At 66.5% G+C, this 16,443-nt stretch carries 17 protein-coding genes and 1 tRNA gene; 9 read left to right on the top strand and 9 right to left on the bottom strand.

The features are described 5' to 3' along the window. Positions 1-8: 8 nt before the first annotated feature. From B3K53_RS04265 to B3K53_RS04255, 3 genes are all read right to left on the bottom strand, one after another. The gene (locus B3K53_RS04265) at positions 9-806 is read right to left on the bottom strand and encodes a 3-hydroxybutyrate dehydrogenase (RefSeq protein WP_292082860.1); all 798 of its coding nucleotides are present in this window, start codon (positions 804-806) and stop codon (positions 9-11) included. Positions 807-870: 64 nt separating this feature from the next. Beyond that, on the bottom strand, positions 871-1,644 hold the full coding sequence (gene yaaA / locus B3K53_RS04260; protein WP_292082858.1) for a peroxide stress protein YaaA: 774 nt from the start codon (positions 1,642-1,644) through the stop codon (positions 871-873). Positions 1,645-1,738: 94 nt separating this feature from the next. Then, positions 1,739-3,142 carry an FAD-binding oxidoreductase gene (locus tag B3K53_RS04255; RefSeq protein WP_292082856.1) on the bottom strand — a complete coding sequence of 468 codons (1,404 nt, stop codon included), beginning with the start codon at positions 3,140-3,142 and terminating at the stop codon, positions 1,739-1,741. 77 nt (positions 3,143-3,219) lie between these two features. On the opposite strand from B3K53_RS04255, the gene B3K53_RS04250 reads away from it, so the two are divergent. Genes B3K53_RS04250 through B3K53_RS04240 form a run of 3 tightly spaced genes read left to right on the top strand, consistent with a single transcriptional unit; the run spans position 3,220 to position 5,197 of the window. Beyond that, entirely contained in the window at positions 3,220-3,687 is a 468-nt protein-coding gene (locus B3K53_RS04250; protein WP_292082855.1) for an NUDIX hydrolase, read from the top strand. Positions 3,688-3,712: 25 nt separating this feature from the next. Then, positions 3,713-4,735 (top strand): SPFH domain-containing protein, encoded by a 1,023-nt coding sequence (locus B3K53_RS04245; RefSeq protein WP_292082854.1) that lies wholly within the window; start codon positions 3,713-3,715, stop codon positions 4,733-4,735. Between the two features lie 3 nt (positions 4,736-4,738). Next, a complete protein-coding gene (locus B3K53_RS04240; RefSeq protein WP_292082853.1) occupies positions 4,739-5,197 on the top strand; it encodes an NfeD family protein in 459 nt (152 codons plus the stop codon). Positions 5,198-5,200: 3 nt separating this feature from the next. Here the strand turns inward: B3K53_RS04240 and rnhA are convergent, their stop codons facing one another. After that, positions 5,201-5,653, bottom strand: a complete 453-nt coding sequence (rnhA, locus tag B3K53_RS04235; protein ID WP_409515770.1) for a ribonuclease HI — start codon at positions 5,651-5,653, stop codon at positions 5,201-5,203. Positions 5,654-5,763: 110 nt separating this feature from the next. Here rnhA and B3K53_RS04230 point away from each other — a divergent pair, with 110 nt between their 5' ends. Genes B3K53_RS04230 through tatC form a run of 3 tightly spaced genes read left to right on the top strand, consistent with a single transcriptional unit; the run spans position 5,764 to position 7,443 of the window. Beyond that, on the top strand, positions 5,764-5,982 hold the full coding sequence (locus B3K53_RS04230; RefSeq protein ID WP_292082851.1) for a twin-arginine translocase TatA/TatE family subunit: 219 nt from the start codon (positions 5,764-5,766) through the stop codon (positions 5,980-5,982). 25 nt (positions 5,983-6,007) lie between these two features. After that, positions 6,008-6,565 (top strand): Sec-independent protein translocase protein TatB, encoded by a 558-nt coding sequence (gene tatB, locus B3K53_RS04225; protein ID WP_292082849.1) that lies wholly within the window; start codon positions 6,008-6,010, stop codon positions 6,563-6,565. Next, a complete protein-coding gene (gene tatC, locus B3K53_RS04220; RefSeq protein ID WP_292082847.1) occupies positions 6,562-7,443 on the top strand; it encodes a twin-arginine translocase subunit TatC in 882 nt (293 codons plus the stop codon). The genes tatB and tatC overlap by 4 nt, the downstream gene beginning before the upstream one ends. A gap of 23 nt (positions 7,444-7,466) precedes the next feature. Here the strand turns inward: tatC and B3K53_RS04215 are convergent, their stop codons facing one another. The 3 genes from B3K53_RS04215 to B3K53_RS04205 form a co-directional block, all read right to left on the bottom strand. Beyond that, positions 7,467-7,712: a hypothetical protein gene (locus B3K53_RS04215; RefSeq protein WP_292082846.1), complete on the bottom strand. Its 246-nt coding sequence runs from the start codon at positions 7,710-7,712 to the stop codon at positions 7,467-7,469. A 112-nt stretch (positions 7,713-7,824) separates the two neighbouring features. Then, positions 7,825-9,234, bottom strand: coding sequence for a type I glutamate--ammonia ligase (glnA, locus tag B3K53_RS04210; protein WP_292082845.1), 1,410 nt, complete (start codon positions 9,232-9,234; stop codon positions 7,825-7,827). Between the two features lie 72 nt (positions 9,235-9,306). After that, the gene (locus B3K53_RS04205; RefSeq protein WP_292082843.1) at positions 9,307-9,645 is read right to left on the bottom strand and encodes a P-II family nitrogen regulator; all 339 of its coding nucleotides are present in this window, start codon (positions 9,643-9,645) and stop codon (positions 9,307-9,309) included. Between the two features lie 120 nt (positions 9,646-9,765). On the opposite strand from B3K53_RS04205, the gene B3K53_RS04200 reads away from it, so the two are divergent. Continuing rightward, positions 9,766-10,590 (top strand): NAD(P)H-hydrate dehydratase, encoded by an 825-nt coding sequence (locus B3K53_RS04200; protein WP_292082842.1) that lies wholly within the window; start codon positions 9,766-9,768, stop codon positions 10,588-10,590. A gap of 6 nt (positions 10,591-10,596) precedes the next feature. On the opposite strand, the gene B3K53_RS04195 is transcribed toward B3K53_RS04200, so the two are convergent. Both B3K53_RS04195 and B3K53_RS04190 read right to left on the bottom strand, forming a co-directional pair. Then, positions 10,597-10,681, bottom strand: a tRNA-Leu gene (locus B3K53_RS04195). 156 nt (positions 10,682-10,837) lie between these two features. Further along, on the bottom strand, positions 10,838-12,496 hold the full coding sequence (locus tag B3K53_RS04190; protein WP_292082841.1) for an amino acid permease: 1,659 nt from the start codon (positions 12,494-12,496) through the stop codon (positions 10,838-10,840). 155 nt (positions 12,497-12,651) lie between these two features. On the opposite strand from B3K53_RS04190, the gene hrpB reads away from it, so the two are divergent. Beyond that, the gene (gene hrpB, locus B3K53_RS04185) at positions 12,652-15,087 is read left to right on the top strand and encodes an ATP-dependent helicase HrpB (protein ID WP_292082839.1); all 2,436 of its coding nucleotides are present in this window, start codon (positions 12,652-12,654) and stop codon (positions 15,085-15,087) included. A 64-nt stretch (positions 15,088-15,151) separates the two neighbouring features. Beyond that, positions 15,152-16,441, top strand: coding sequence for an MFS transporter (locus B3K53_RS04180; protein ID WP_292082838.1), 1,290 nt, complete (start codon positions 15,152-15,154; stop codon positions 16,439-16,441). Positions 16,442-16,443: the final 2 nt, after the last annotated feature.

Raw genomic sequence — 16,443 nt, 5'->3', positions numbered from 1 at the left:
TCAGATCGCTATTGAGCGGTCCAGCCGCCATCGACGGAATAGTGCGAGCCGTTGGCCGAAGCGCCCAGGTCGGACACCAGATAGAGGAAGATGCCCGCCAGTTCGTCGGTCGTGACAAAGCGCTTGGTCGGCTGCGAGCCGAGGATGACGTTCTTCATCACGTCCTCGGGCGTCATGCCGCGCGTGCGGGCCTGATCCTCGATCTGTTTGGCGACGATGGGGGTCTCGACGAAGCCAGGGCAGATGGCGTTGCAGGTGATGTTCTGCTGGGCCAGTTCCAGGGCCACTGTCTTGGTGAAGCCGATCACGCCGTGCTTGGCGGCGACATAGGCCGATTTGAACGGGCTGGCGACCAGGCCGTGGGCCGAGGCGATGTTGACGATGCGGCCGCGCCCCTGGGCCTTCATGATCGGGATCGCCGCCTTGGTGGCGTAGAAGGTCGAGGACAGGTTGATCGAAATGATCTTCTCCCACGCATCGGCGGGGAAGTTCTCGACGGCCTCGACGTGCTGGATGCCGGCGTTGTTGACCAGGATGTCCAGGCGGCCCAGTTCGCGATGCGCCGTGGCGACCATGTCGGCGATCTGATCCGGCTGGGTCATGTCAGCGGGGTGGTAGAGGACGCGAACGCCCGTCTCAGCCTCCAGATTAGCGCGGGTCTGCTCTATGACCGTCGGATCACCCAGGCCGTTCAGCACCACGTCGCCGCCGCATTGGGCGACGGCGCGCGCCAGCGCAAGGCCGATGCCGGAGGTCGAGCCGGAGACGACGGCGACCTGGCCCTTGAGATCGTTCATGGCGAACATGCAGAGAGAACCCGTGGATTAGTTTGCTGCAACGCAGCCTAACCGCAGTCGTTCAATCTGGCGATCAGGAATTTCCTTCTCTGATGAATATCCAGTCCGCGTTGGTCGAAAGCGTCTTGTCGAAGCGATAGCCGTCGCGGTCGAAGGCCTTGAGATCCTCCGCCTTCTCAATGCGGTTCTCGATAGCGTAGCGGGCCATGGCGCCGCGCGCCTTCTTGGCGAAGAAGGAGATGATGCGGGCCTCTCCGTCCTTGCGCTCCTTGAAGTGGGGCGTGACGAGCGGCAGCTTCAGCGCCTTGGCGTCGACGGCGCCGAAATATTCCTGGCTGGCCAGGTTCACCAGAGTCCGGTCGGGCAGGGGGGCTGCGTCTTCGTTCAGGCGAAGCGAGATGCGCTCGCCCCAGAAGTCATACAGGTTGGCGCCGCGCGGGGTCTTCAGGCGTGTGCCCATCTCCAGCCGATAGGGCTGGATGGCGTCCAGCGGGCGCAGCAGGCCGTAGAAGCCCGACAGGATGCGCAGATGGTCTTGCGCCCAGGTCAGATCAGCCGGGGCCAGAGAGCGCGCGTCCAGCCCGTCATAGACGTCGCCAGCGAAGGCGAAGACGGCTTGTAGCGCGCCTTCGGCGGTCTCGTTGTCGAAGGACTGGAAGCGCTCGTAGTTCAGGTCGGCCAGGGCGCCCGAGATCGACATCAGGCGGCGCAGATCGGCGCGGCTCAGCTTCTTCGTAACCTTGGCCAGTTCCGCGGTTTCATCGGCGCAGCGACGCGGGGTCGCAGGTACGTCGACGGCGGGGGGCGTGAAGTCCAGCCGTTTGGCCGGGGACAGGACGATCAGCAAGGCGACACAGGCTCCGAAGCATCGGGAAGCGGGCCTCATAGGCCGCTTCCGTGACGATTTGAACCGTCGGCGGCGTCACATCCGGTCATATGACCTAGAAGAGGACGGCCGGGTTCATGATCCGCTGCGGGTCGATGGCCTGGCGGATCGCCCGCATGGTGGCGATCTCCAGAGGCGACTTGTAGCGGCGCGCCTCGTCGGTTTTCAGGCGGCCCAGGCCGTGTTCCGCCGAGATGGAGCCGTTGTAGCGGGCGACGACGTCGTGGACGACTTCGGAGCCTTCCATCCAGCGGGCGATGAAGGCGGGCACGTCTTCGCCGACGCCGGGGATCACATCATAGTGAAGGTTGCCGTCGCCGACGTGGCCGAAGACCGAGACGCGGCAGCCGGGGTGGAATTTCTCGACCGCCGCCGTGGCCTCGTCGATGAAGTCGGCGATCTGGGACACCGGCACCGAGACGTCGTGCTTCCAGCCGCCGCCCTCGGGCTTGAGGGCCGCCGAGTGTTCCTCGCGCAGACGCCAGAAGGCGGCCTTCTGAGCGTCGTTCTGGGCGATGGCGGCGTCGTTGATCAGACCCTCCTCGAAGGCGCCGGTCAGCAGGCGCTCCATGGCCGAATCGGCGCCGCCCGGCTCGCCCGAGGTCAGTTCGATCAGGACGTACCAAGGGGGCGTGCTCTCCAGCGGCTCGCGCGTGTCGGGAATGTTCTTGAGCACCAGAGCCATGCCGAGACGCTTCATCAGCTCAAAGGCCTCGACCCCGCCGCCGGTCTCGGCCTTGGCGCGGGCCAGCAGGGCGACGGCGGCGTGGTGGCTGTCCAGGCCGACAATGGCCGTGGCGCGGCTGCGCATGATGGGGAAGAGCTTCAACGTCGCCGCCGTGACCACGCCCAGGGTGCCCTCGGCGCCGATGAACAGCTGCTTCAGGTCATAGCCGGTGTTGTCCTTGCGCAGACGCTTCAGGCCGTTGAACACCTGACCGTCGGGCATGACGGCTTCGATGCCCAGCACCAGATCGCGCATCATGCCGTAGCGCAGGACGGCCGTGCCGCCGGCGTTGGTCGAGATGACGCCGCCGATGGTGGCCGAGCCTTCCGCCGCGAGACTGAGGGGGAAGAAGCGGTCCTTCTCCTTGGCCAGTTGCTGGGCCTCCAGCAAGGTCACGCCGGCCTCCAGCGTCATGGCGTCGTCCAGCGGCGTCACGTCGCGCACGGTCCGCAGCTTGCGCGTGGACAAAAGGACTTCGCCGAACGGGATCTGGCCGCCGACCAGGCCGGTGCCGCCGCCCTGGGTCACGACGGCGACGCCGTGGCGCGCGCAGATCGCGATGGCCTTGGCCGTTTCCTCGGTCGTGCGTGGCTGCAGCAGGATGGGCGTCGCGCCCGTCCACCGCCCGCGCCATTCGGTCAGCCAGGGCGCCATGTCTTCGGCGTCCTGGGTCCAGGAACCGGCCAGGGCGGATTTCAGCTCTTCGAGGGCGGCGGGCGTGGGGAGGGTCATATCCGCCTTGTGGCAAAAGGCGCGGCGTGGTGGAAGCGCAAAACCCTGCCTTCAAGGGCTCAGTTTGCGGAGAAAACATGATTCCGACCCCGGCCGTCGGCGTGGTCTGCCTCAAGGGCGACGACGTCCTGCTGATCCGTCGCGGCACGCCGCCGCGTCAGGGGGAATGGAGTCTGCCGGGAGGGCGAATCGAGCCGGGTGAACGGCTGGCCGACGCGGCTTTGCGCGAACTGCTTGAGGAGACCGGCGTCGAGGCTGAACTGATCGGCCTGATCGACGTGGTGGACGGCCTGTTTCCTGAGGCGGGGCGGCATTATGTGCTGATCGACTACGCCGCAGTCTGGACCGGCGGCCAGCCGGTGGCGGGCGATGACGCGGCCGAGGCCGTCTTCCTTCCGCTGGAGGAAGCGCTGCAGCGTGTCGACTGGTCCGAGACGCGACGCATCCTTCGTGAGGCCCACGCCATGGCGACGGATCGTCGCGCTGACGGCCTTGTCATCCTGGCTGAACCGGATTCTGTGGCGTCGGGCCCGGGCGACCGTTAAGCTCGTCTCGTAACCGGAGGGGCTTATGGATTTCTCGATTATCTTCTTTGTGATGTTCGCGGCCTTCGCGATCATCTTCCTGTTCAGCGTCATCAAGATCGTGCCGCAAGGCCGTGAATTCACGGTGGAACGCTTCGGCAAATATACCAAGACGCTGAAGCCGGGCATCAGCATCCTGACCCCGTTCGTCGAGCGCATCGGCAAGCGGATGAACATGATGGAGCAGGTGCTGGACGTCCCGACCCAGGAGGTCATCACCAAGGACAACGCCATGGTGAAGGTGGACGGCATCGTCTTCATCCAGGTGATGGACGCAGCCCGCGCCGCCTATCGCGTCGATGATCTGCCCTACGCCATCGCCCAGCTCTGCATGACCAATCTGCGGACCGTGGTCGGCTCGATGGAGCTGGATGAGGTGCTGTCACAGCGCGACGCCATCAACACCCGCCTGCTGCACGTCATCGACGCCGCGACTGAGCCATGGGGCGTCAAGGCTAACCGTATCGAGATCAAGGACCTGACCCCGCCGACCGACATCACCAACGCCATGGCGCGTCAGATGAAGGCCGAACGCGAACGCCGCGCCGTCATCACCGAGGCGGATGGCGAGAAGCAGGCCGCCATCGCCCGCGCCGAGGGCGCCAAGCAGGCGGCGATCCTGGAGGCCGAGGGCCGCCGCGAAGCCGCCTTCCGCGACGCCGAGGCCCGCGAGCGTGAAGCTGAGGCCGAGGCCAAGGCGACGGCCATGGTGTCGGAAGCCATCGCGCGTGGCGACGTCAACGCCATCAACTACTTCGTGGCCCAGAAGTACGTCGAAGCCTTCGCCGAACTGGCTCGCAGCCCGCAGCAGAAGACGGTCATCGTCCCCGCCGAGATGGGTGGTCTGGTCGGCACTATCGCCGGTCTGGGCGAACTGGTCGGTCTGGCCAAGGAACAGCAACATGTCCGCACGGAGACGCGTGCGGTCGCTCGTCCTGCCCCGGCGCCCGCTGCGCCGGCGCGCCCCGCGCCGCGCCGCCCCGGCGGCGCCGTGCCGACCACGGAGTAGGGCATGGACTGGATTCTGAACCTCTACGCCGCCCAGCCTTTCTGGCTGTGGTTGGCGGTGGGCGTGGTCCTGCTGGCCATCGAGGCGGCGGCCTCGACCGAGTGGCTGCTGTGGCCTGCGGTCTCTGCCGGGATCGTGGCGCTGATCTCAGCACTGGCGCCCAATCTGGGCCTGCCGGTCGAGATCGGGATATTCGCCGCTCTGACCGTGGCCTCGACGGTCCTGTCGCGCCGTCTGATCAAGCGGGTGAACCCCGTCGACGAGCCCGACATCAACGACCGGGACCTGCGTTTGGTCGGTGAACGGGCGCGGGTCGTCGAGGCCTTTGTCGAGGGGCGCGGCCGGGTCTTCGTCTCGGGAGCCGAATGGCCGGCCGAAATCGAGGGCGCGGCGCCCCTGGCCGGCGAAAGCGTGGTGGTCGAATCGGTGGATGGTCCGCGCCTGCGGGTGCGCTCCGTCTGAGGCTTAGCGGCGTCGCATATCGTCGACGCCGCGATTCGCCAGGGCGTCGGCCCGTTCGTTCAGGACGTGGCCGGCGTGACCCTTCACCCAATGCCATTTGACCTCATGGCGGCTGCGGGCCTCGTCCAGGCGGCGCCACAGGTCGTCGTTCTTGACCGGCTTCTTGTCGGCGGTCTTCCAGCCACGGGCCTTCCAGCCCCGGATCCACTCGGTGATGCCCTGCATGACGTATTTGCTGTCGGTGTGCAGGTCGACGCGACAGGGGCGTTTCAGGGCCTCGAGCGCGGCGATGGCGGCCATCAGCTCCATGCGGTTGTTGGTCGTGTTGGGCTCGCCGCCCCACAATTCCTTCTCGTGACCGCCGCCGGTCTGCAAAATGGCGCCCCAGCCGCCGGGGCCGGGATTGCCCTTGCAGGCGCCGTCGGTGTGAATGATGACGTGATCGACCAGACTCATGGCGGGATGCCTACAGCGTCCCTTGGCGCGCCGCCATCAGTCAGCCTATATGACACACAACAATCAGTCGGACGGGACCGCGTTCGTGGTCCCTTTGAGGAGGTAACGCCATGGGCTCCATGAGCATCTGGCACTGGGCCATCGTCGTTGTTGTCGTGCTGGTCCTTTTCGGCGGACGCGGCAAGCTGTCCGGCATCATGGGCGACGCCGCCAAGGGCATTCGCGCCTTCAAGGACGGCCTGAAGGACGACACTGATTCCAAGGGCCCGAAGGAAGGCGTCAGCTCGCTGCCGCGCACCGAGGCTGAAAAAGAAGAACTGAACCGCTAAGCCGGTCGCAGAAAGACGCTGAATCATGGGTGGTCTTGGCCCCGGAATCGGCGGGTTCGAAATCCTTGTCATCGGTCTGGTGGCCCTGCTTGTCGTGGGGCCCAAGGATTTGCCGATGCTGATGCGCAAGGTCGGTCAGTTCGTCGCCAAGGCGCGCGGCATGGCCAACGAATTCCGCGCCAGTTTCGACGAAATGGCTCGCCAGTCCGAGCTGGATGACCTGCGCAAGGAGGTCGAGGCGCTGCGGTCGGGGCAGGGCATGCACCCGCTCGGCGCCGAAGCCGAGGCGGCCTTCAAGGATATCCGCAAGGATCTGGAGGCTCCGCTGGACGCCCCGGCCCTGGCCGCTCCTGCTATGGTCTCGACCGGCGTCGATGAATGGCCGGACGAGTTCCAGCCCGTGGCTGAACCGGCCGTCGAGACGGTTGTCGCCGAACCCAAGGCCAAGGCTGCTGCAAAGCCCAAGACGGCGCGCGCTCCGAAAAAGACCGCCGCCAAGCCGACCGCGAAATCCGCCAAGGCCGTCGCTGAAGCTGCAACGCCCAAACCCAAGTCCGTGCGTAAGAAGAAGGTCGATCAATGACGTCGTTCGACCGGGACGAGGCCGAGATCGAGGCCTCGCGCGCGCCCCTGATGGATCACCTGATCGAGCTGCGCGGGCGGCTGTTGATCTGCGTCGTCGCCTTTGCGATCGCCTTCATCGGCTGCTTCGCCTTCTCCGAGAAGCTCTACCTGTTTCTGGTCCAGCCCTATGTGGTGTCCGCCGCCTTCCACCAGACGGTGGGGGCGCACGGCCATGTCTCGCCGTTCGACCTGATTCTGGGGACGGCGCGGCTGATCCCGGTGCCCGATGTGGACCACCAGAGCGTCAAGCTGATCTACACGGCTCCTCTGGAAATCCTGTTCACCAAGATGAAGCTGGCCGGTCTGGGCGCCGTCATCGTGGCCTTCCCGGTTCTGGCCTGGCAATTGTACCGCTTCGTCGCACCGGGGCTTTATCGCAATGAGAAGGGCGCCTTCCTGCCCTTCCTGATCGCGGCGCCGGTGCTGTTTCTGCTGGGAGCGGCGCTGGTCTATTATGTCATGCTGCCGTTCGTCATGTGGTTCTCGCTGAGCCAGCAGATCATCGGCGACGGCGTTGCGGCCGAGCTGTTGCCCAAGGTGTCGGACTATCTGAACCTGGTGACGGCTCTGATCCTGGCCTTCGGCCTTTGCTTCCAGTTGCCGGTCGTCATGACCCTGCTGGGACTGGCGGGCCTCATCAGTTCGAGTGTCATGGCCAAGGGCCGTCGCTACGCCATCGTGGCCGTGGTCGTGGTCGCAGCCGTGGTCACGCCGCCGGACCCTATCAGCCAGCTGATGCTGGCCGTGCCCATGGTGCTGCTCTACGAGGTCTCGATCTGGTGCGTTCGCATCATCGAATTTCGCCGCAAGAAGGCGGATGCGTCGGAAGCTGTCTGACGGCCTCGTCAGTGCAAGGTCGGCTAATGTCGACCGTCGCGCTCGTGCTTCTTTTCCTGAGACGTGGCGTGCTTGGCGTGTTTCGCCTTGGCTGAGTGGCCTTTGTGCACGTCGCCCTCGCCGCCGCCCCCCGAAATCTGGCTGCGGGGCGATAGATGGTCCGGTGCGTCGGCGTCCTTGACCCGAGGGTCGGGCCTGGGCTTTTCCCGGTCTTCCTGACTGGCCCCTGGGCCGCCCCAGCGACCTGTGTCGGCGTGTTTATGCGGCATGGCGACGCGCTCCTCTAAGCAGGCAAACCGCGCAGAGGGGCGGTTGTTCCCGCCATGAAAAAGGCGCCGGACGTTTCCGCCCGGCGCCTTGATCGTCAGACCGATCGTGGAATCAGCAGCTGTAGTACATGTCGAACTCGACCGGGTGCGGGTGCAGCTGCAGACGGGCGACTTCTTCCGACTTCAGCGCGATGTAGCTGTCGATGAAGTCGTCATCCATGACGCCGCCCTTCTTGAGGAAGGCGCGGTCGGCGTCGAGGGCTTCGAGGGCTTCCTTCAGCGAACCGGCGACCTCGGGGATCGAGCCGCGCTCTTCCGGCGGCAGGTCGTAGAGGTTCTTGTCGGCGGCCGCGCCCGGATCGATGCGGTTCTCGATGCCGTCCAGGCCCGCCATCAGCAGGGCCACGAAGGTCAGGTAGGGGTTGCCCATCGGGTCGGGGAAGCGGGCCTCCAGACGCTTGGCCTTGGGCGAGGAGACGTGCGGGATGCGGATCGAGGCCGAACGGTTGCTGGCCGAATAGGCCAGTTTCACCGGGGCTTCATAGCCGGGCACCAGACGCTTGTAGGAGTTGGTGGTCGAGTTGGCGAAGGCGTTGATGGCCTTGGCGTGCTTGATGATGCCGCCGATGTACCACAGACATTCCTGCGACAGCCCGGCGTACTTGTCGCCGGCGAACTGGGGCTTGCCGTCCTTCCAGATCGACATGTGGACGTGCATGCCCGAGCCGTTGTCGGCGAACATGGGCTTGGCCATGAAGGTCGCCGACTTGCCGTAGGCCGCGGCCACGTTGTGGATCACGTATTTGTAGAGCTGCAGACGGTCGGCCATGGTCAGCAGGTCGCTGAACTTCAGGCCCAGTTCGTGCTGCGCCGGGGCGACCTCGTGGTGATGCTTCTCCGGGTCCATGCCTAGGTCCTTCATCACGCCCAGCATCTCGCCGCGCAGGTCCTGGGCGGAGTCGACCGGGTTGACCGGGAAGTATCCGCCCTTGTGACCGGGACGGTGGCCCAGGTTGCCCTCGGCGTATTCAGCGCCGGTGTTGGACGGCAGTTCGATCGAGTCGAAGCTGTAGCCGGTGTTGTGCGGGGCGGTGTTCCAGCGCACGTCGTCGAAGATGAAGAACTCGGCTTCCGGGCCGAAATAGACCACGTCGCCCACGCCCGACGACTGGACATAGGCCAGGGCCTTCTTGGCCATCGAGCGGCTGTCGCGGTTGTAGGGCTCGCCCGTGTCGGGGCTCAGGACATCGCAGAACAGGAACAGCGTCGTCTGCTGGTAGAAGGGGTCGATGTAGGCGCGCGACAGGTCCGGCTTGAGCAGCATGTCGGACTCGTTGATGGCCTTCCAGCCCGCGATCGACGAGCCGTCGAACATGGTGCCTTCTTCCAGGAAATCTTCGTCGACCATGTCGATATCGAAGGTCACGTGCTGCAGGCGGCCGCGCGTATCGGTGAAACGGATGTCGACGTACTGGACGTCTTTTTCCTTGATCTCTTGAAGGATCTTTTGGGCGGCGCTCATTCTCGAAGTCCTGTCAGTTCGGGGAGGAGAAACGAAAAGCGGCCGCCCTTGCGGGACGGCCGTGGTGGTGGGTCAGATAGCCTGGGCGCCGGTTTCGCCGGTGCGGATGCGGATCACGTCCTCGAGCGAGGAAACAAAGATCTTTCCGTCGCCGATCTTGCCAGTGCGGGCTGCGGTCTGGATGGCGTCGATCACAGCCGGAGCCAGATCATCGGCCACGACGACCTCGATCTTGATCTTGGGCAGGAAGTCGATGACGTACTCGGCGCCGCGATAAAGCTCGGAATGGCCTTTCTGGCGGCCATATCCCTTGGCCTCCAGCACGGTCATGCCCTGCACTCCGATATCCTGGAGAGCGTCTTTCACTTCATCCAGCTTGAATGGCTTGATGACGGCTTCAATCTTCTTCATGGCGAGTCCCGAGCCGGCTCCCTTGGTTGGTCCGACGCTCGGGGGGTAAAGGGACATTGCATCGCACAATAAGGCAAGCAATTTTCGTGCGTAGAGGCCATCCGTGAACGGAATTCGATCATGAACCCGATCAACGACCCCATGACATGGCAAAGCCGACTGCCCTGGCCCGGCGCCGAGGCGCACAAGCATGCGCGCGGGCGCCTCGGCGTGGTGTCCGGCGGGGCTTGTTCGACGGGCGCTGCAAGGCTGGCGGCGCGCGCGGGGCTGAGAATCGGGGCGGGACTGGTGAAGGTCTTCTGCCCGCCCGAGGCTGCGCCGGTGCTGGCGCCTGCGCTGGAGGCGGTCATGCTGGCCAGCTTCGTGTCGGGCGATCAACTGGCGGCGTTGGCCGAGCCGATGGACGCCGTGGTGATCGGCCCGGCGGCGGGACTGACCGAGGCGACGGCGGCCAATGTTGCGGCGCTGGCGCGGACAGGAGCGGCCCTGGTGATCGACGCCGACGCCCTGACCCTGTTCCGTGACCGGCCGGGCGATCTGTTCGCCAGTCTGGATCGCGATGACGTCCTGACCCCGCACGAGGGCGAGTTCGAGCGTCTGTTTCCGGAACTGTTGGCCGAGGGACGCGCGTCGGCGGCGCAGGAGGCCGCCGGGCGGGCGGGATGCGTCCTGGTGCTCAAGGGAAGCGCCACCGTCATCGCCGCGCCGGACGGACGCTGCGTGGTCAACGGCAACGGGGCGCCCTGGCTGGCGACGGCGGGGAGCGGCGACGTTCTGGCCGGAATGATCGGCGGGCTGCTGGCCCAGCATATGGACAGCTTCGACGCGGCCTGTGCGGCGGTCTGGATGCACGCGGATGCAGCGCATCGTTTCGGGCCGGGGCTGATCGCCGAAGATTTGCCGGACCTGATCCCGGCGGTGCTGGCCGAGCTCTATTCCGGCTGAAGCCCGTGGTGCGGATGAGAGGACTCGAACCTCCACGCCTCTCGGCGCCAGAACCTAAATCTGGTGCGTCTACCAGTTCCGCCACATCCGCATAGGTAGGCGAATGCCTGTAGGCGAGGGCAGCGGATTGGGCAACTGACAAGGTTGGTTCTGATGGGAAAAAGGCCCCGGATTTCTCCGGGGCCTTTCTCTTTTTGAGCCTATCACGCTTACGCAGCTTGAGGCCATGAAGGTTGTCCCGAAGGGATCAGTCCTTCTTGTTGTCGACGCCGTGGCCGAGGGCCTCCACAGCCGTTTCCAGCGTGGCGTCCTCGGTGATGTCGATGCCCTTGGCCAGCTTGGAGTGCCAGAAGCCGTAGGCGGCGTAGATGACCGCACCGATGACGGCGTAACCGCCGAGCAGCATCAGCGGCAGAGGGTTGTCCTCGGCGGCGTGCTGGAACATCGGGATCAGGTTCTGGCTGGCCAGGAAGAGGCAGGCCAGGATACCCAGAACCGCTGTGAAGATGCCGCCCGGCACCTTGAACGGACGCTCCATCTCGGGGTGCTTCACGCGCAGGACGATCACCGACAGGCAGACGATGGCGAAGGCCGTCGCGGTGCCCAGCGACACCAGGTCGCCCAGGATCGAGATGGGCAGGAAGGCCGCCGCGATGGCGATCAGGATGCCCAGGACGATCGTGCCGATCCATGGCGTGCGGAACTTGGGATGAACCTTGGCGAACGACTTCGGCAGCAGGCCGTCGCGGGCCATGGTGTAGAAGACGCGCGTCTGGCCGTAGCAGAGCACCAGCATGACCGAGGACAGACCGGTGATGGCGCCGATCTTGATCAGGAAGGCGATCAGGTTCAGCTGACCGCTGGGCGAGGCCGCCAGCGGAACATTGGCCCACTCCAGACCCATGCGGTCGATGGCGACGGCGATCGGAGCCGGCGACGCCAGCTCCAGATAGGGCACCACGCCGGTCATGACGGCGGCCACCGCCATGTAGATCAGGGTGCAGACGAACAGGGCGCCCAGGATCCCGATCGGCACGTCCTTGGACGGGTTCTTGGCTTCGGCGGCGGCGGTCGAAACCGCTTCAAAGCCCACATAGGCGAAGAAGATGATGGCCGCGCCGCGGAAGATGCCGCCGACGCCGAACTGACCGGCCTGGCCGGTGGGCTCGGGGATGAAGGGGACCCAGTTGTCCGGGTTGATGTACTGGATGCCGACGGCGATGAAGGTCAGCAGGACGATGATCTTGATGACCACGATGGCGTTGTTGATGTTCGCCGATTCCGACACGCCCAGCACCAGCAGGCCGCACACGGCGGCGATGCCGACAGCCGCGACCAGGTTGAAGGTGCCCGTCATCGGGAAGGAGGTCGCGCCGGCGTTCTGGACCAGTTGGACCAGGGGGGTGGCCCACTGGGGCCCTTCGCCGCCCGCATATTGGATCGTCGGGAACAGACTGGCGCTGAGGCCGAAGTCGTTCATGATCGACACGACATAGCCGGACCAGCCGACCGCGACGGTCGATGCCGCGACGCCGTACTCGAGGACCAGCAGCCAGCCCATGATCCAGGCGAAGACCTCGCCCAGGGTGCCGTAGGCGTAGGTGTAGGCCGAGCCGGACACCGGCATGGTCGAAGCCAGTTCAGCATAGCACAGGCCAGCGAGGGCGCAGGCGAAGCCGGCGACCACGAAGGACAGCATGATGGCCGGGCCGGCGTTGGCCGAGGCCACCTGACCCGTCAGCACGAAGATGCCGGCGCCGATGATGGCGCCGATGCCCAGGCTCATCAGATTCAACGGGCCCAGGGTCCGTTTCAGCTCGCTCTTGGCGGCTTCCTTCTGGATCTGGGCAATGGATTTTTTAAGAAATAGCCGGTTGCCGGCTGGCTTTACGCCGTCTGCGGACATGAAGTCGCGCCCCCAATTACGCAACGACCCCTCCCGGGTCGTCTTCTTGGGGGCGGACGCTAACCATCCGAAGAGCTGCGCGCAACGCGGTTTCGGTTGGATGAAGCGACGACGACGCTTTCGTGAACAGTGCTGTTGCGGCTAGAGCCCATCTGATGCTGCCGATTCACGCCGTACTGGAGCCGCTGAAAGCGGCCTTGGCCGCCACCAATGCGGTCGTCCTGGCCGCCCCGCCTGGGGCGGGCAAGACTACGGTCGTGCCCTTGGCCTTGCTGGATCAGGCATGGCTTGGCGAGGGCAAGGTGCTGGTTCTGGAACCGCGTCGTCTGGCGGCGCGGGCGGCGGCCGACCGGATGGCGGCGAGCCTGGGTCAGAGGGCGGGCGAAACCGTCGGCTATCGCACCCGGCTGCAGAGCCGCGTCGGCCCCGAAACGCGGATCGAGGTCATCACCGAGGGCGTCTTCACGCGGATGATTCTCGACGATCCGGCGCTGGAAGGCGTCGGCGCCGTCCTGTTCGACGAATTCCACGAACGGAGTCTGGACGCCGATCTGGGACTGGCCCTGGCGCGCGAGAGCCAGTCGGTGCTGCGCGACGACCTGCGGCTGCTGGTCATGTCGGCCACGCTGGATATCGCGGGGGTGTCGAAGCTGCTCGATGGCGCGCCGGTGATTGAGGCCGAGGGGCGGATGTTCCCGGTCGAGACCCTCTATCTGGGCCGAAACGCCGCCGACCGATTCGAGGACGCCGTGGCGCGGGCGGTCATGCAGGCGCTGAGCGATCAGAGCGGGTCGGTGTTGGTCTTCCTGCCGGGGCAGGGCGAGATTCACCGCACGGTTCAGCGTTTGAATGAGCGGCTGCGCGATCCGTCGGTGGATATCGTCGCTCTCTATGGCGCGCTGGACAAGGGCGAGCAGGACCGGGCCATCGAGCCGGCGCCGCCCGGACGGCGGAAGGTCGTGCTGGCGACCTCGGTGGCCGAGACCAGCCTGACCATTGAGGGCGTGCGGGTGGTGATCGACGGCGGCCTGTCGCGCGTGCCGCGGTTCGAGCCGTCCAGCGGCTTGACGCGACTGGCGACGGTCAAGGTCAGCCGATCATCGGCCGAACAGAGGCGCGGTCGAGCCGGCCGTGTCGAGCCGGGCGTCTGCTATCGCCTGTGGGACGAGGAACAGACGCGGGGTCTGATCCCGCATCAGCGGCCTGAGATTCAGGAAGCCGACCTGACCGCCTTTGCATTGGACCTGGCGCGTTGGGGCGCGAAGTCGGTCGAGGGGTTGGCCCTGCTGGATCCGCCGCCCGCCGGGGCGCTGGCCGAGGCGCGGAAGGTGTTGACCCGGCTGGGGGCGCTGGACGCGAAGGGTGACCTGACGGGCCATGGACGGCGGCTGACGCGCATCCCGCTGCCGCCGCGACTGGCGCACATGGTGGCTGTGGCCTCGGATCAGGACGACGCTCTGGGCGGCGCGAAGATCGCGGCGGTGCTGAGCGAGCCGGGTCTGGGCGGCAACGCCGTTGATCTGCACGATCGTTTGAAGGGGCTGGAGCGGGATCGCTCGCCGCGCGCCCGTGACGCGATGAAGTTGGCCGACCGCTGGGCGCGAGCGGCGGGCGGCGGTGCAGGCGGCGAGGCGGACGCGGGCCTGCTGCTGGCCGAGGCCTTCCCCGAGCGGATCGCGCGGGCGCGGGGCAAGCCGGGCGAGGTGCTGCTGGCCTCCGGGCGCGGGGCCTTCCTTGATCCGACCGAGCATATGGCGCGCGAGCCTTGGCTGGCGGTGGCGGAAATGGGCGGCGGAGATGCGCGCGACCGCATCCGGCTGGCGGCGGCGCTGGATGCGGCGACGCTGGAGGCCGATCTGGCCCACCGGATCGAGGTCGAGGACCGCTTGGCGCGCGAGCCCTCGGGCAAGCCGGTGATCCGCCGCATCCGCCGGATCGGGGCGCTGGTGCTGGACGAAAAGGTCGTCGGCGCGCCGGACCGGGCGACCATGACGGCGGCGCTGAAGTCCGAGCTCGAGGCGGGCGGGTTGTCGGCGCTGAACTGGGGCGAGCAGGCCGCGGCGCTGCGGGCGCGACTGGCCTTCCTGCATGGGCTGGATTCGACCTGGCCGGATCTGTCGGCCGAGGGCCTGCTGGCCCAGCGCGAAGACTGGCTGTGGCCGCTGCTGGACGGGGCGCGGTCGCTGGGCGACATCGGCGATGGCAAGCTGGCCGAGGCCCTGCGGGGGCTGATCCCCTGGGACTTGCAGCGCAAGCTGGATGACCTGGCTCCGCCGCGACTGACCACGCCGCTGGGGTCGGCCAGCATCGACTACGCCGCCGAGGGCGGGCCGCGCGTCGAAATCCGGGTTCAGGAACTGTTCGGAGTGAAGGCGCATCCCACGGTCGGCGGCGGGCGCGTGCCGCTGACGCTATCCTTGCTGTCCCCGGCGCGGCGGCCGGTGCAGGTGACCAAGGACCTGCCGGGCTTCTGGGCCGGGTCATGGGCGGCGGTGCGCAGCGAGATGCGCGGTCGCTATCCGCGCCATCCCTGGCCGGAAGATCCCGCCAACGCAGAGGCCACCAGCCGGGCCAAGCCGCGCGGGACCTGAGGCCTCACCTTGACGATAGCGCGTGACGCGGCGCAATGACCGTGCAGCAATGCAAGGATTTCGCGTGGTCGACGCTAAACTCTCACCGCCCATCGCCTCCAAGCGGAGAATTCTGTTCGCCAGCCTGATCGGCACCACGATCGAGTTCTTTGACTTCTACATCTACGCGACGGCGGCGGTGCTGGTGTTTCCGGCCCTGTTCTTCCCCGGGGAGGACGCGACGACGGCCATGCTGTCGTCCTTCGCCACCTTCTCCATCGCCTTCTTCGCGCGGCCGGTCGGGGCGGTCGTCTTTGGCCATTTCGGCGACAAGGTGGGGCGCAAGGCGACGCTGGTCGCGGCCCTGATGACGATGGGGCTGTCGACGGTGGCGATCGGCCTGCTGCCGACCTGGCATTCGGTCGGCGTGGTCGCCCCCCTGCTGCTGGCCCTGTGCCGGTTCGGTCAGGGCCTGGGTCTGGGCGGCGAGTGGGGCGGCGCGGTGCTGCTGGCGACCGAGAACGCGCCTCCGGGCAAGAAGGCCTGGTATGGCATGTTCCCGCAGCTGGGCGCGCCGATCGGCTTCGTCCTGTCGACCTTGAGCTTCATCATCCTGACGGCGACCCTGCCGAACGAGCAGTTCCTAAGCTGGGGCTGGCGCATTCCCTTCATCGCCAGTTCGCTGTTGGTCCTTGTCGGCCTGTGGGTTCGGCTGCGCATCACCGAAACGCCCGAATTCAAGAAGACCATCGACAAGGCCGAGCGGGTCGAGACGCCGATCCTGACCCTGTTGGCGCGGCACAAGTTCGCCCTGCTGACCGGGACGCTAGCGGGGATGGCGACCTTTGTCCTCTTCTACCTGATGACCGTCTTCGCCCTGGGCTGGGGCACGACGGCCATGGGCTATACCCGCGAGCAGTTCCTGCCCATCCAGTTGCTGGGCGTCTGCTTCTTCGGCCTGTTCATCCCGCTGGCGGCGCTGGCGGCGGATCGCTGGGGGCAGGGGCGGACGCTCCTGGCGACCTCCATCGCTATCGCCCTGTTCGGACTGGTGCTGGCGCCCCTGTTCGGTGGCGGGGGGCTGACCGGAGTGGTGGCCTTCTTCATCATCGGCTTCAGCCTGATGGGCTGCACCTATGGCCCGCTGGGCGCGGCCTTGGCGCGGCCTTTCCCGACGGCGGTGCGCTATACTGGGGCGTCGATGACCTTCAATCTGGCGGGGATTCTCGGCGCATCGCTGGCGCCGTTCGCGGCGACCTGGCTGGCCGGGCGTTACGGCTTGCAGGCGGTAGGCGCCTATCTGGCGGTCGCCGCCGTCCTGACCATCCTGGCCCTGCTGGGCATGAATCGGATCAGGACAGACGGCGAGGCGTGAGC

Source organism: Brevundimonas sp. UBA7506, assembly GCF_002479495.1.
Classification (GTDB): domain Bacteria; phylum Pseudomonadota; class Alphaproteobacteria; order Caulobacterales; family Caulobacteraceae; genus Brevundimonas.
This window is presented reverse-complemented; position numbering and strand designations above follow the sequence as displayed.